Origin of the sequence: Providencia sp. PROV202 (assembly GCF_028479565.1) — a bacterium.
Classification (GTDB): Bacteria; Pseudomonadota; Gammaproteobacteria; order Enterobacterales; family Enterobacteriaceae; genus Providencia; species Providencia zhijiangensis.
The window spans coordinates 23,491-38,881 of sequence record NZ_JAMPNV010000007.1 but is presented as its reverse complement, the minus strand read 5'-3'; the positions used below and the strand labels follow the sequence as shown (position 1 = coordinate 38,881).

The 15,391-nt window shown below is 42.3% G+C and carries 12 protein-coding genes; 8 read left to right on the top strand and 4 right to left on the bottom strand.

The window, feature by feature from the left end; translation table 11 throughout:
• Positions 1-692 precede the first annotated feature (692 nt).
• From gltS to PR799_RS04625, 5 genes are all read left to right on the top strand, one after another.
• Positions 693-1,898, top strand: a complete 1,206-nt coding sequence (gene gltS, locus PR799_RS04645) for a sodium/glutamate symporter (protein ID WP_154627600.1) — start codon at positions 693-695, stop codon at positions 1,896-1,898.
• 155 nt (positions 1,899-2,053) lie between these two features.
• Positions 2,054-2,962 (top strand): LysR family transcriptional regulator, encoded by a 909-nt coding sequence (locus PR799_RS04640; protein WP_154627601.1) that lies wholly within the window; start codon positions 2,054-2,056, stop codon positions 2,960-2,962.
• A 56-nt stretch (positions 2,963-3,018) separates the two neighbouring features.
• Positions 3,019-4,260 (top strand): D-amino acid dehydrogenase, encoded by a 1,242-nt coding sequence (locus PR799_RS04635; RefSeq protein WP_272521367.1) that lies wholly within the window; start codon positions 3,019-3,021, stop codon positions 4,258-4,260.
• A gap of 3 nt (positions 4,261-4,263) precedes the next feature.
• The gene (locus tag PR799_RS04630) at positions 4,264-4,617 is read left to right on the top strand and encodes a RidA family protein (RefSeq protein ID WP_154627603.1); all 354 of its coding nucleotides are present in this window, start codon (positions 4,264-4,266) and stop codon (positions 4,615-4,617) included.
• Between the two features lie 251 nt (positions 4,618-4,868).
• A complete protein-coding gene (locus tag PR799_RS04625) occupies positions 4,869-6,524 on the top strand; it encodes an alpha-keto acid decarboxylase family protein (RefSeq protein WP_272521366.1) in 1,656 nt (551 codons plus the stop codon).
• A 54-nt stretch (positions 6,525-6,578) separates the two neighbouring features.
• Here the strand turns inward: PR799_RS04625 and PR799_RS04620 are convergent, their stop codons facing one another.
• The 3 genes from PR799_RS04620 to PR799_RS04610 form a co-directional block, all read right to left on the bottom strand.
• Positions 6,579-7,124 carry a DedA family protein gene (locus tag PR799_RS04620; RefSeq protein ID WP_272521365.1) on the bottom strand — a complete coding sequence of 182 codons (546 nt, stop codon included), beginning with the start codon at positions 7,122-7,124 and terminating at the stop codon, positions 6,579-6,581.
• A 202-nt stretch (positions 7,125-7,326) separates the two neighbouring features.
• Entirely contained in the window at positions 7,327-7,596 is a 270-nt protein-coding gene (locus tag PR799_RS04615; protein WP_108478370.1) for a DUF1471 domain-containing protein, read from the bottom strand.
• Between the two features lie 244 nt (positions 7,597-7,840).
• Positions 7,841-9,487, bottom strand: coding sequence for an alpha-keto acid decarboxylase family protein (locus PR799_RS04610; RefSeq protein ID WP_272521364.1), 1,647 nt, complete (start codon positions 9,485-9,487; stop codon positions 7,841-7,843).
• A gap of 124 nt (positions 9,488-9,611) precedes the next feature.
• Here PR799_RS04610 and PR799_RS04605 point away from each other — a divergent pair, with 124 nt between their 5' ends.
• Positions 9,612-10,508: a LysR family transcriptional regulator gene (locus tag PR799_RS04605; protein WP_154627607.1), complete on the top strand. Its 897-nt coding sequence runs from the start codon at positions 9,612-9,614 to the stop codon at positions 10,506-10,508.
• A 164-nt stretch (positions 10,509-10,672) separates the two neighbouring features.
• On the opposite strand, the gene rlmF is transcribed toward PR799_RS04605, so the two are convergent.
• On the bottom strand, positions 10,673-11,638 hold the full coding sequence (gene rlmF / locus PR799_RS04600; RefSeq protein ID WP_272521363.1) for a 23S rRNA (adenine(1618)-N(6))-methyltransferase RlmF: 966 nt from the start codon (positions 11,636-11,638) through the stop codon (positions 10,673-10,675).
• 407 nt (positions 11,639-12,045) lie between these two features.
• Between rlmF and mutS the strand changes: the two genes are divergently transcribed.
• The gene (gene mutS / locus PR799_RS04595; RefSeq protein WP_272521362.1) at positions 12,046-14,613 is read left to right on the top strand and encodes a DNA mismatch repair protein MutS; all 2,568 of its coding nucleotides are present in this window, start codon (positions 12,046-12,048) and stop codon (positions 14,611-14,613) included.
• 1 nt (position 14,614) lies between these two features.
• Positions 14,615-15,379: a tRNA isopentenyl-2-thiomethyl-A-37 hydroxylase MiaE gene (gene miaE, locus PR799_RS04590; protein ID WP_154627610.1), complete on the top strand. Its 765-nt coding sequence runs from the start codon at positions 14,615-14,617 to the stop codon at positions 15,377-15,379.
• The last annotated feature ends 12 nt before the right edge of the window (positions 15,380-15,391 follow it).

Here is a 15,391-nt window from a genome sequence, read left to right as displayed (position 1 = left end):
TAAGATACCTGAATTAACGCCCATCATAACCAATCCCTACAATGAAGAATATTGACTCATCCGAGCACTAGGGCATTAATAAAATCCACTCTATTTTTTAATTATCATTAAATACAATTAGTTAAATAAACATCTTGTTTCGATGATAACAATACAATGGGAATAAATACTGCCCTCTGAGATTTAATCCATATAAAGCATGAAAGGTACTTAAGAATATTGGTCTTTATACTAATTTCAGTCTTAATTTGTCGCACAAAAAGCAGATTCATCGTCATCAAAACTGGCTAAAACGTGAGTTACGTTGCAATTTCTTAACATTCATTAACAATATAGCGGCTTTTATGCCGCCCATCACATTTCCAACAATTACTACGACTTAACGCCAGCGCTGATGCTCGAAAAGAGACAGCAAAATTACGTAATTTTCTCAGTAGATGAGAGAAATTTAAATATCCTATTAAATCAATGCAATAGGTAATGTTTAGTAATTTTATTAATTTAATAACCTTCTAGTAATGACTTAAACCAATCAATAAAAGTGATTTTTTCATACGATTTACTTAACTAAAAGTTATAGCAACCCCAATAAAACTCATTGTTAAACAAAAGTTAAGCAAAGTAATTTCATTTAACACTAATGTTAAATCGCAAAAGTGAATGCTCTGGTAAATAAATGTGAGGTAAAAATAATGACCCTAGATGCCAGCTATACGCTATTGTTTGCATGCTTAGCGCTGCTTATTGGGATGATTGTGGTGAAAATCAGCCCTTTTCTACAGAAAAACCATATTCCTGATGCTGTTGTCGGCGGATTTATTGTTGCTATCGTTTTATTAATTGTTGATAAAGCGGCAGGCTATACTTTCTCGTTTGATACCTCATTACAAAGCACATTGATGATCGCCTTCTTCTCATCAATTGGTTTAAGTTCAGATTTTTCGCGATTAATAAAAGGCGGGAAACCTCTCGTTATTTTAACACTTGCTGTAACCATCTTGATTGTGATCCAAAACGCTGTCGGCATGGGTATGGCAGTGATGCTAAACGAAAGTCCATTTATCGGTCTGATTGCAGGTTCAATCACCTTAACAGGTGGTCACGGTAACGCCGGTGCTTGGGGTCCTATCCTTGCCGATAAATATGGCGTAACAGGCGCTGTTGAGCTGGCGATGGCGTGTGCGACTATGGGTCTGGTTCTAGGTGGACTAGTCGGGGGGCCTGTCGCTCGCCACTTACTGAAAAAAGTGACCATTCCAAAAGCGACCGAACAAGAAAAAGAGACCATCCTTGAAGCATTTGAACAACCAACGGTAAAAAGAAAAATCAACGCCAATAACATCATTGAAACCATTTCAATGCTGATTATCTGTATCGTTGCGGGTAGCTATATCAGTGAGTTAGTAAAAGATACGCCAATGCACTTACCGACTTTCGTTTGGTGTTTATTTGTCGGTATCATCATCCGTAACGTCTTAACTCACGTGTTTAAACATGAAGTTTTCGAGCCGACTGTTGACGTTTTAGGTAGCGTGGCGCTCTCGTTATTCCTTGCTATTGCGCTAATGTCATTGAAGTTTGGTCAATTAGCTAGCATGGCGGGTCCAGTATTAATCATTATTGCGGTACAAACCGTTGTGATGGTGTTATTCGCCTGCTTTGTCACCTTCAAGATGATGGGCAGTGACTATGATGCTGTCGTTATCAGTGCGGGCCACTGTGGGTTCGGGATGGGGGCAACGCCAACGGCAATCGCTAACATGCAGACCGTTACTCGTGCATTCAGCCCATCACACAAAGCCTTCTTAGTGGTACCGATGGTCGGTGCGTTCTTGGTGGATATCACCAACAGTATCATCATCAAGTTATATATTGAATTAGGCGCAGCCATCGCATAATCCTTGATAGCACATGCCGGCTCATAACCAAAAGTATATGAGCTGGCATTTTTCATTTCTGGTAAGTGACCTCGATATCGGATCCATGGCATTTTTCTCTGTAGAATAAGAAAAAATGCAAAGTATTACCAAGCTCTAACCATGGACGACCAATAATGAAGTTAAGGCACCTTGATATCTTTTATGCAGTGATGACCTGCGGTTCACTCACTCGCGCAGCAGAAGTTCTGCATATTTCCCAGCCAGCGGCGAGTAAAGCCCTCAAACATGCTGAACAGCAATTGGGGCTCGTTTTATTCCAACGGATTCGAGGGAAATTACTGCCAACAGATGAAGCCAATTTATTATTTGAAGAGGCGAAAGAGGTTTATCAGAATTTAGATAGACTCAGAATTTTGGCACAGAATTTATCCAGAAACCCACAAGGGAAATTAGCGATTGGCTGTTTACCTAGTCTTGGCCTTAACCTAGTGCCTGAAGTCACCGCGCTATTTATTAAAAAACACCCGAATATAAAACTCACTATTGGAACCCATCACACCACGGATATTTTGCAATTATTAACGCAGCAAGATCTTGATATCGGTATTGCATTTAATTTGGCGATTGAAGGTGGGATCACCGTATTGCCTGTTGCTGATATTCCACTCGTCTATGTGGATAGCCAGACTCCCGTAAAATCTCCCGTTTCACTGGTGGATATTGATCAAGACCGCTGGATCCACCCAGGCTCCGACTCCCTCTCTCAACTGCTACAGCAGAGACATGAGTTCCAAGAGTCCAATATCAGCGTACACACCTACCACATGGCGGCAGAGTTCGTTCGTGCTGGCCTAGGTTGTAGTATTACCGACATTTTTTCTGCGGAACATACCTTGCCAGAATCGATGATCTACCCGCTTAAAGAGAACTTGCATTTAGCTGTATCCGTTTTCCATCGCGCGGATAGACCGCTCACAAAAGCCGCACAAAATTATGTAAACACCTTGTCATTAATACTAAAAAAACGCAACGCAGTAGTTAACCAAAAGTTATACTCCAGTGATGAAAACTCAATTGTTTAGTCTGACTATTCGCCGTTAAATGATAACTCCTACGTTATTATTGGTTGCGGAATATTATGACTAAACATGTGGTAGTGATCGGTGCTGGAGTGATTGGATTAAGTACTGCATATGCTTTAATTAAAGCAGGTCAAACCGTCACATTAATTGAATCTTATTCTGACGTTGGCATGGAAACCAGCTTTGCCAATGGTGGACAATTAAGTTATCGCTATGTTTCGCCACTTGCAGATGCAGGCGTTCCATTACAAGGCTTACGCTGGATGGGTAAAAATGACTCCCCATTAAATTTGAGAATCGATTTTACATTACAGCAGCTTTCTTGGATGACCCAATTCACCTTAGCCTGTAACCGCACAACCAATAAAATTAATGGCGCTCATTTATTACGATTATCACTACTCAGTCAAAATGTCATGAATACTTGGCGTACGAATGGTGATATTGCTGATTTCGCTTGGGAAAAATCAGGAAAATTAATTATCCATCGCGAGCAATCTAGCTTTAAAAAAGCCAGTGAAACCGTGGATAAGAAATTTCAAAAAGTCCTGAATGCGGATGAAATCGTTGAATTAGAGCCTGCATTAAAGAATATCCAATCACAACTAGTGGGCGCGATTTACGCGCCCGATGATGAAACCGCTGATTGTTATTTATTCTGCAAAAATATTCTGGCTTATTTATCAACACAGCCACAATTTACATTGTGTCTTGAGCACTCGGTCAAATCCTTTATTAAGCATGGCAATACCATTACGGGTGTAGAAACAAATCAAGGCACAATTCAAGCGGATGATGTGGTGATTTGCGCAGGCAATGGTAGCCGTGAGTTATTAAAGCCCCTTGGCATTGATGTGCCAATTCTCGGTTTAAAAGGCTACAGCCTCAGTGTGGAATATCCACAAATGGCACATATTGTTCCTAAACTTAGCGTGACCGACTATGGCAATAAAATTGTCTACGCCAAACTTAATGATCAATTACGCATCGCGGCCATGGTCGATATTGGTTATGACAAATTTGGATTACGAGAAAACAGAATTTCTGCATTAAAAAACATTATTAAAAAAACATTCCCGAATTTACCTAAAATTGATGAAGCAGAAACATGGTGCGGTTTACGTCCGTCAACACCAAAGGGACCGCCAATGTTAGGCAAAACTACACACAGCAACTTATGGCTCAATGTGGGTCACGGCAGTTTAGGTTTTACATTAGCAGCGGGTAGCGCAGAGATATTAACTCAGCTCATTACCCAGCAACGCTCCCCTATTTCACTAGAAGGATTAACGAGGTAATTAATGTCCATTAAACGTAATAACCCAAAACCACGCTTAGCAGACAGCGTTGAATATGCTGGATTAGTTTACTTATCTGGACAAGTGCCTACGGATTTAACCGGGGATATTACCGCTCAAACCCAAGATGTATTAAACAAAATTGATGCATTATTAGCCGCTAGTAATAGCGACAAAACCCGTATTTTATCTGCTCAAGTGTGGATAAAAGATATGAAGCGTGATTTTGCTGACTTTAATACCGTTTGGGAAACTTGGATGCCAGCTGAATTTAGCCCTGCTCGCGCCGCTGTTGAAGCGAATATGGCACGTGAGCAAGTACTCGTTGAAGTGATGGTGACAGCAGCACAACGCTAATATTCGCTTCACCTAGGGCATTCAAAAGATTAAATTTATTCTCTTGGATGCCTTTTTTATCTTTTTTTCCATCCTTTTCGTACATTTCACTGCGTCAATATTCTTTTTATTATCATTTCTTATAAAAAAAACACTCCCACATTTGATATTCCAGCTACTATTATCAGTATACAAAAATAAAATAATCACCTAAAAATTAAAAATAAATTTATTTTTTATTTTGTTGAATGATTCTAATATGGAGAAATCACATGATCCAAACTGTTATTGAACATGTTTTATCCAGATTACAAGCACTCGGTATTAATGATATTTTTGGTGTTGCAGGTGATTATGCCTTTCCTATTAATGATGCCGTCTGTGCCTCCCAAAATTTACGTTGGGTAGGAAACTGCAATGAATTAAATGCGGCCTATGCCGCAGATGGTTACGCTCGCGTAAAAGGGTTTGCGGCACTCGCAACAACCTTCGCAGTTGGAGAACTCAGTGCATTAAATGGCATTGCAGGGGCGTATGCAGAAAGATTACCTATTTTTCATTTAGTCGGAATGCCTGCCAGCCATATCCAAAAAAATCAACCTATTATGCACCATACTTTAGGTGATGGTGATTTCGAGGTATTTTATAAAGTTGCTCAATCCTTTTCGTGTGCTCACGCGATTTTGACACCAGAAAACTGTGTCAGTGAAATGACCCGTTTAATCGCTCAGGCTTTTGCTCAAAGGCGCCCTGTTTATATTGGCATACCTGCTGATCATGCCGTGAAACGCATCGTAGTACAGAGTATCAAGCCGTTCACATTACCAAGTAGTCGTCCTGATACCTTAAAAAAAGTCCTCAGTTTGATAGTCAATAAACTCAGCCACAGTGAATCCCCATGCGCCTTACTGGGTTCTCTCATATCACGATTTGACTTAGTCAAAGAAGTAGAAGTACTGATTAAAATCACTCACTTACCTTATGCCACAATGTTTATGGATAAAGGTGTTTTAAATGAAACACACTCACAATATATAGGCATGTACAGTGGACATTTAATGAACCCAGCCATTGCTGAGTTTATTGAAGGCTGCGATTGTATTCTCAATATTGGCGCGATGATGAGTGATGTAAACACAGGGTGTTTCACTGCAGATCTTGATACAAATAATATGATCCACATAATGGATAATTATGTCGTTATCGATGCAATTCGATATTCCGATGTTTATATTTATGAACTACTTGCTGAGCTAAGAGATATTCTGACATTTATTCCGAGCAACTCAATAAAAGTTCACGGCCTAGGTGAACCAATCAGTAATGCTAACGGAAAAATAACCAGTGATTATTTATACCCGCGATTTGAACAATTTATTAAGCAAAATGACATCGTTATAGCGGACACAGGAACATTTTCCATGGGATTAGGCTTTGCACTTCTTCCTAAAGAAGTGTCTTTTCAAACTCAATCCCTATGGGGTTCGATTGGCTGGGCAACCCCTGCGGCACTAGGTGCAGCACTTGCAGCGCCTCATCGCCGCGTGATCCTGGCTACCGGCGAAGGCTCCCATCAATTAACCGCGCAAGAAATTAGCTTATTTGCTCGCTGGGGGCTGAAACCACTTATTTTTGTGCTCAATAATGATGGCTATTTAATTGAACGCCTTTTCTGCCATGAACCCGAGGCCTATTACAACGATGTCCACCCTTGGAACTATGCTCAGCTTCCCGCAACCCTTGGATGCAAAAATTGGTATTGTCAGAAAATCACCACTTGCGATGAACTCGATCGAGTTCTCAATACACTCGAAAGAATAGATACTGCCGCCTATATTGAAATCGTAACCGACAGATATGAAGCCTCAGATTTGCTGCAAGCAATGGGAAAAATAATCAGGGCAGAAACACCAAAACATCTTAAATAATGACGCTTAGCCACCCTAGGCCACGGTGGCTCACAATCATCAACAACAAGAGCCTTAGCGTCGCCTCCGGCGGATCCACCAAACACCAACAATCACCAAAACAATGATAGCTAACCAAGAGAAATGTGGGTGAAATGGGAGCGCAAAGACAAGTGAGCTGATAAAGTATCCGATAGAAACAATCAAACATCCCCAAATCGCGCCGCCAAGGATATTTAATACAAAAAATCTGAGCGGATTTACCTTACTAGCACCAATAATAATCGGTCCAACCGTTCTCATTCCATATGCAAAACGGATCCCAATAATAATCCAATTTTCATGGCGTTGTATTAACTGCTGAACCCGTACAATCTTACTTTGATGTTTTTGAAATCTAGGCAATACCCGCGCTCCCGCATAACGCCCGACAAAAAAAAGCACATTGTCACTGACGACACCACCAAGTGCAGCAAATAACATCGTCAAAGGATAAGAGAGTAATTGATTATGTGCGGCCACTCCCGATAGAAAAGCTGCCGTTTCCCCTTCAAGCATCGCGCCAAGAAATACAGCCCAATAGCCATATTCCATTAACCACTGAGTTAATACTTCAGACATAAGACTGAGATCCCTTCCTGAACAACTGATAATGGATATCTTTAGCTAAAATCTTAACACAGATAAAATTAAATTTTTGTTTGTATTCTTGGTAATTCAATAAGGTGGGAGCCTTGCGGCTAAAATGAATGGCGTATAAAAAAACTGCACTTAACGACAACTTAAGTGCAGGGGATCACGACGCATAAAATATAAATATAGACTATTTATTGTATAAGCTAGCATTGATTGAAATATCGTTACCTTCACCTTCAGAGTTCACTGAGGTAATAATAAAGTATTTTGCGCCCGCTTCATCCGCTTTTTGTGAAACTGCATTCACATAATCCGTTGTTGTCGCTGCATTCATTACGATATTAATGTTACCAACTAATTTCATTTCCATGGACTGAACATAATTAATCTCAGTTGCACTCATCGCAAATGGACTTAAAAACATCAAAGAAACCAATGCTATTTTTAATTTATTCATCAAAATCACCTCTTATTAAAATAACGCCATCATTTAAATACATTCTTTTTTAGAAAATGAAATTATGAGCATCGTTAAAAGAATATTATTTACCTGATAATATAAGATTATATTTACCTATTAAAATAAAGAATGTAGCGATGAATATCAAATTTAATATCGTGCGAAAATTAGCATAAATTGCTTTTATTTATGCTATTTCTAACGTTTTAAATCAGCACTAAAAATATGGCTCAGCCTGATGTTAAAACGAATATAACGATGCCACAGACTTACCTAATTTTTTGGCCAGATCTGAAGCTGCGTATCTATCCATAACTATCTCAATATAGACGGCTGAATCCGTCACTTCAGCGTGTTTAATAGCAGCGTCTAATTCATCGCAAGTGGTGACTTTTTGGCAATACCAATCAGTGCAACCTAATGCTGCAGGTAATTGTGCATAATTCCACTGCGGTAAGTCGTTGTAGTAAGCTTCTGGCTCTTTACATAATAATCGTTCAATTAAATAACCATCATTATTGAGCACAAAAATAATCGGTTTTAATCCAAAACGTGCAAACTGACTAATTTCTTGCGCGGTTAATTGATGGGAGCCTTCACCGGTCACTAAGATCACCCGCTTATTAGGTGCTGCAATTGCTGCGCCAAATGCTGCTGGCGTTGCCCAACCAATTGATCCCCATAATGTTTGGTTATGAAACTGAGCATCTTTAGGCAGTAAAGCAAAACCCAAGCCCATTGATGCTGTCCCTGTTTCAGCAATCACGATATCGTCGTCCTTGAACATTTTCTCTAAGCGCGGATACAGATATTGTGCGGTAATTTGACCGTTATCACCTTGTCGAGGCTCACCCAATCCTTGAGCCGCAATACCTTGATGCTTTAACGAAGGCACTAATGTTTGCAGTTTATCTAATACCTCTTTCATCATCACATTTGGGTAAACCGCTGAACCCACTTTCACCTGATCTGCTAAAATATTAATACGTTGCTCAGGGGAGATAGATGCCGTAAAACTGCCTGAGTTAAAATCCGTTAATACCGCGCCAATGCCTAAAATGCAGTCGCAACTTTCAACAAATTCGCCCACTTGGACATTCATTAGTTTGCCATTATAAATTCCCATATACGTCGGGTTAGATTCACTCACAATACTTTTGTCCATAAACATCGTGGCATACGGCAGGCCTGTCTTATCAATAATTGCCTGCACATCATCCGAATAGCCTAACCGCGCAGTCAAAATCCCCGGAATAATACAGGCTTTTTGGCTAGCATTGAGCTTCTCTAAAATGGCATTCACTGCGGCATTGAGTGACTGCGCATCACTTTTCTGTGACTCAGCTTTTTTATGTTTCCCATTAGCAATGACAGGCATCACCGCGTAATCAGATGGGAACCCCATATAGACAGGGCGACGTTCTTTTAGGGCTGCTGCAATTAATCGCTCGGTTTCATCAATGCAATTTTCAGGGGTTAATATCGCATAAGCACAGCTCAAATGCTGACTCATTTGATAAAACACATCAAAATCACCATTGCCTAAAGTGTGGTGAACAAGACGATGGTTTTTCTGAACACCACTCGCTGGCATGCCCACCAGATGGAAGACAGGTAAATGCTCAGCATAAGACCCCGCAAGACCATTCAACGCACTGAGTTCCCCCACTCCAAATGTTGTCGAAAGTGCGGCAACACCTTTGATTCTTGCGTAACCATCCGCGGCATAAGCGGCATTTAACTCATTACAATTACCAATCCAACGCAATGAGTCACTTTCACAAACGGCATCTTCAATCGGAAAAGCGTAATCCCCTGCGACCCCAAAAACTTCGTTGATACCCAGTGCTTGCAAGCGTTCCAGAACATATTCGATAACCGTTTTCATAATGTAATTCCTAATAATAATTTATGCTGATTATTCAGCTTTGTATTATTACTAGTCCTAATATTGCATTAACGGAAATTATTTATAATCATTATCGCTATAACAAAATGTCATAGAGGTCACGATGGACATTCGAGGATTACGCTATTTTGTCGAAGTAGTACAACAAAATAACTTTAGCCGAGCAGCGGATAAATTATACGTCACTCAGCCAGCAATCAGCCGCAGCATTCAAAAATTAGAACAAGAGCTTGAAGTAACCTTACTGCTCCGCGAAACCGACGGCGTGAAACTTACCGATGATGGTGAGATTTTATTCCGCCATGCTCAGCAAATTTTGGCGCAATTCGACAGTCTTAATAACGCATTAAAAGATAAATCAGGCCCACTCATAGGGGTCTTGAAGGTCGGTTTACCCCCTGTCATCGCTTCAACCTATTTTGCCGATATCATCATGGCATTTAGTCAGAAATATCCACAAGTCGAATTGCAGATCATTGAATTAAGTTCAAACCATATGATGAATGCCATGCTCAAAGGAGATGTAGAAACGGCAGCGGTAATGTCTCCATTTGACGAACAACGATTTAATTTATATCGATTTGCTACTGACCGATTGATGCTACTCGTGAATGAAAAACACCCATTAGCCATTCAAAATAGCGTTAAGTTTGCAGAACTTCTGAATGAGCCATTTATCTTTTTTCAAGATAGCTTTCGAATTAATGAGCTAGTTGTTAGTGCGTGCGGGATCTATGGCAAAAAACCAATTATTGCAGGACGCAGTGGGCATTTAGATCTTGTGATGGCGATGGTGCGCGCAGGAGTTGGTATCACCTTACTCCCTGAAAGTATGTGGAAAAAGAATCATATTGAGGGGCTTTCCATTATTCCAGTGACGGAGCCTGTTCTAGCTTATGAGCTGGCTCTAGCAACGTTGAAAGAATCCCATCCAAGTCGTCGGGCTACGGCATGGATCAAGTTAGCGCTGAAAATGTTGAATATACCTTCATCATTATGAACAATTATAATGAGTTACAACTGAATAGCCATCGACTTGATAGACACTTTTAAGTTAGACAAGCTTGTTTTAGGAAGATATGTTGAGAATAACGCAACATGCAGAAATTGAAAAAGAAATGCGAAATTTTATCGGTGCCAGTTAAATAACCGACACCAGAGAAATTAACGCCAGCGTTCTGCTGCCCAGGCGGCCTGCTGTTGTGCGTCGTGGAAAGTCCAGGCCACGAAGCGACTGATTTTTTGCCCCTGCGCCATTTCAATGGTACGGACTTCGGCCGCACCCACCAGCTTCAATGCATGATAAATCGAAGGCAGTGTCGTGCTTTTAGAAATCAACGAGGTAAACCACAGGCAGTTTTGCGCTAGACTAACGCTCTCCTCTACCATTTTACGTACAAAGGCTTCTTCACCGCCTTCACACCATAGCTCTTTATTTTTGCCACCAAAGTTCTGTACCGGCGTGTCGGCTACCTCACCTTTACCCAACTTGTGCAGTTTGCGGCGGGTGCTGGCTTGTGCTTCCTGTTCAGAGCTATGGAACGGTGGATTACACAGTGTGGCATCAAATTTCTCCGCCACGCCGATGATGCCGTTCAAAATAGATTCAGGTTGTTTTTGCAAACGCAGACGCACGCCGTTTCTCAGCGTCGGATTCATCTCCACGATCATTTTGGCCGCATTCAGTGATACTGGTTCAACCTCCGAACCGGTAAAACGCCAGCCGTATTCACGCAGACCAATGATCGGATAAATACAGTTGGCACCAACGCCCACATCAAGGATAGCCACGCCTTTACCACGAGGGATCTCACCGCCGTTGCTGGTCGCCAGCAAGTCAGCCAGATGGTGTAAATAGTCGGCACGCCCGGGGATCGGCGGGCACAGATAACCGGCGGGAATGTCCCAGTGTTCGATGCCATAAAAATGTTGCAGCAACGCACGGTTGAGCATTTTAACCGCCGTAGGATCCGCAAAATCTACCGAGATGTCGCCCCAGGCGTTCGGTTTGACGAACGGCTCCAGTGCAGGGCAACTGGCGATCAGGGCCGGGAAATCATAGCGCGAGCGATGACGGTTACGCGGGTGCAAGCCGCTTTTCTGCTGCGGGAAGGTTTTCTTTTTTTCCACCGTGACGGGCTCTCTTAAAGGTATTTCTGACGCGTACGATACCATATACCCTAGAGCTTTCAAGTTGCAGCTAACGGCTCGGGATAAAACCGTATTAAGCCTGCATTCAGAGTTTACGCCAGAATACCCTGCTTTTTATATTACTTTTATTCTTTTAGCTCCGTGACCGGGCATCAACCTAATTGGCGTAACTGTTCCCACTCATGTAACTCAACTCATCACGTAATAACATTGCGAGGTAAATTCCCCGTTATTAGCAGTACAAGTTTTCCCTTAACTGGGCTACTATGAGGGTCGCAAACGCCCTTTCAACTTTCCGCGAATTCACCCTAACAACAAGATAAAATAGCGTTTACGCCGAAAGTCAAAAGCCCATAAATACATCAAATATTCAACAAGTTAAAAACATGACAGAAAATCAAAGTTTCGAATCCCATACGCCGATGATGCAGCAGTACTTAAAACTCAAAGCTCAACATCCCGATATTTTGCTGTTTTATCGTATGGGGGATTTTTACGAACTGTTCTTTGATGATGCTAAAAAAGCCTCTCAGTTACTGGATATTTCTCTCACCAAGCGTGGTCAATCTGCCGGTCAACCTATCCCGATGGCGGGCGTTCCTCACCATGCAGCCGAAAACTATTTAGCCCGATTGGTACAGATGGGAGAATCTGTCGCCATTTGCGAGCAAATTGGTGATCCTGCCACCAGTAAAGGCCCTGTTGAGCGCCAAGTGGTACGTATCGTGACACCGGGTACCATCACCGATGAAGCCTTACTCAATGAACGCCAAGACAACTTACTGGCAGCGGTATGGCAAGAATCTCAAGGCTATGGTTTTGCGACCTTAGATATCGCATCCGGTCGCTTTATCATCAGTGAAATTGATGATGAAGAGTCATTAAAAGCCGAGCTTCAGCGTACCCGCCCAGCGGAATTACTTTATCCTGAAGATTTCGCGAGCATGTCATTGATTGAACTGAATAAAGGCTTACGCCGCCGCCCATTATGGGAATATGAATTAGACACGGCAAAACAGCAATTAAACCTGCAATTTGGCACCAAAGATTTAATCGGGTTTGGCGTTGAAAATGCCCACAAAGCCTTACGCGCGGCAGGTTGTTTGCTGCAATATGTGAAAGATACTCAGCGAACTGCATTACCGCACATCCGTAGCATTATCATGGAAAAACAACAAGATAATGTAATTTTAGATGCTGCAACTCGCCGAAATTTAGAGCTAACCCAAAACCTTGCTGGGGGCACCGAAAACACCCTTGCCGCGATTTTGGACAAGTGTGTCACCCCAATGGGAAGCCGTATGCTAAAACGCTGGCTTCATACCCCATTGCGTAACCTCACCGTGTTGAACAACCGCCAGCAAGCCATTGGTGCACTGCAACAATACGGCTTTGAGCTACAACCGTTCCTTCGCCAGATTGGTGATTTAGAACGTGTACTCGCTCGTCTCGCATTACGCTCAGCGCGCCCTCGCGACTTAACGCGTATGCGCCATGCATTCCAGCAATATCATGATATTCACCAAATTCTAGCGCAATCAGATTGCGGCTACCTGGCTGCACTAACGCAACGCATTGGTCAATTCGATGAGCTGCAAAGCTTGCTCGAAAAAGCGATTGTTGATGCTCCTCCAGTTTTAGTTCGTGATGGTGGCGTCATTGCCCCAGGTTACAACAGCGAACTCGATGAATGGCGAGCGCTGGCAGACGGTGCAACAGATTACCTCGATCGCTTAGAAATTCGTGAGCGTGAAAAACTGGGTATCGATACCCTAAAAGTAGGCTATAACGCGGTACATGGTTACTACATTCAAGTGAGTCGTGGACAAAGCCACCTCACGCCAATTCATTATGTTCGTCGCCAAACGCTGAAAAATGCGGAGCGCTACATTATCCCTGAATTGAAAGAGTATGAAGATAAAGTACTGACATCAAAAGGCAAAGCGCTCGCTATCGAAAAAGCCTTGTATGATGAACTGTTCGATATGCTGCTACCACATTTAGCCGCGTTACAAACCAGTGCCGAAGCGCTGGCTGAGTTGGATGTCCTTTCCACTCTCGCAGAGCGTGCAGACACCCTCGGTTATGCCTGTCCTCAATTAACAGACAAGCCCGGTATTCAAATTACTGAAGGTCGTCACCCTGTTGTCGAGCAAGTGCTTAGTGAGCCTTTTATTTCTAACCCGCTGTCTCTTTCTCCACAACGCCGCTTGCTGATCATTACAGGCCCCAATATGGGCGGTAAAAGTACCTATATGCGCCAAACTGCCCTGATCACCTTACTGGCTTATATCGGGAGTTTTGTGCCAGCCAGTAAAGCCGTCATTGGGCCTATTGATCGTATTTTTACGCGCGTCGGTGCATCCGATGATCTCGCTTCAGGACGATCAACCTTCATGGTAGAGATGACTGAAACTGCGAATATTCTGCATAATGCCACTGAACACAGCTTAGTGTTGATGGATGAAATTGGTCGCGGTACATCTACCTATGATGGACTTTCTTTAGCGTGGGCATGTGCTGAAAACTTAGTTAATCGCATCAAAGCGATGACCTTATTTGCAACTCACTATTTTGAATTAACCACCTTACCGGAAAAGCTGGAAGGTGCGGTCAATATTCACCTCGATGCGATTGAACACGGTGATACCATCGCCTTTATGCATAATGTGCAAGATGGCGCAGCAAGCAAGAGTTACGGTTTAGCCGTGGCTTCACTAGCTGGAGTTCCAAAAGAAGTGATCAAACGCGCGAAGCAAAAACTCAAAGAGCTGGAAGTTATCTCCAATAATGCCAATGCGAGTCATGTGGATAGCGCTCAGCTGAGCTTCTTAGGGACTGTGGAAGAAGAACCATCCCCAGTATTAGCCGCTTTAGAGGAAATCGACCCTGACAAACTAACTCCGCGCCAAGCCCTTGATTGGTTATATCGTTTAAAGGAAATGGATAAGTAGCATGGATGAGTACGCTGAATTACTAGCGCCAATTAAACAATTTTTGCAGTGTGAAACGCCCGATGCGTGGATCCACAAAGCCAGTCAGTCAGAGAATTTACCAACGATTTTGAAGGATCATCTGCTGTGTGAATTAAAAGCCGCGCAAAGTGCCATGTTTTTAATTCGCAAATATGCAGTAGATAAAGAAAGTGCGGCGATTTTATTAGAGTGGTTCCAACCCTATGAAGCCTTTGCGTATGATCGCATTGGTGATGTTCACACATTGAAAAATAAGAACCAAATCTCAAAACAGATCCTAGCGAAAAAACAGTCTCCATATAGCCAAGATTTGATTGATAAAATGGTGTTGTTAATCAAAGAAGAATTGCACCATTTTTACCAAGTGCTAGAGATTATGCATCAGCGGGACATTGCGTATGATGGGATCACCGCAGGTCGCTACGCGAAAGGGTTATTCAGTCATTTAGACCCTCATGATCCGAAAACTTTGGTAGATAAGCTCATTATTGGGGCTTATATTGAAGCGCGCTCTTGCGAGCGGTTTGCTAAATTGGCGCCACACTTGGATGAGCAACTTGCCAATTTTTATACCTCATTACTGCGTTCAGAGGCGCGCCATTATCAGGATTATCTGCAACTTGCTCAGTTGATTAGTAAAACAGATATCACTGAGCGTGTGCGTTTTTATGGGGAAGTTGAGGCTAAGCTGATTTTAATGCCTGACGAGGACTTTAAGTTCCACAGCGGCGTACCGATTAATTAATTCCACAGCAAC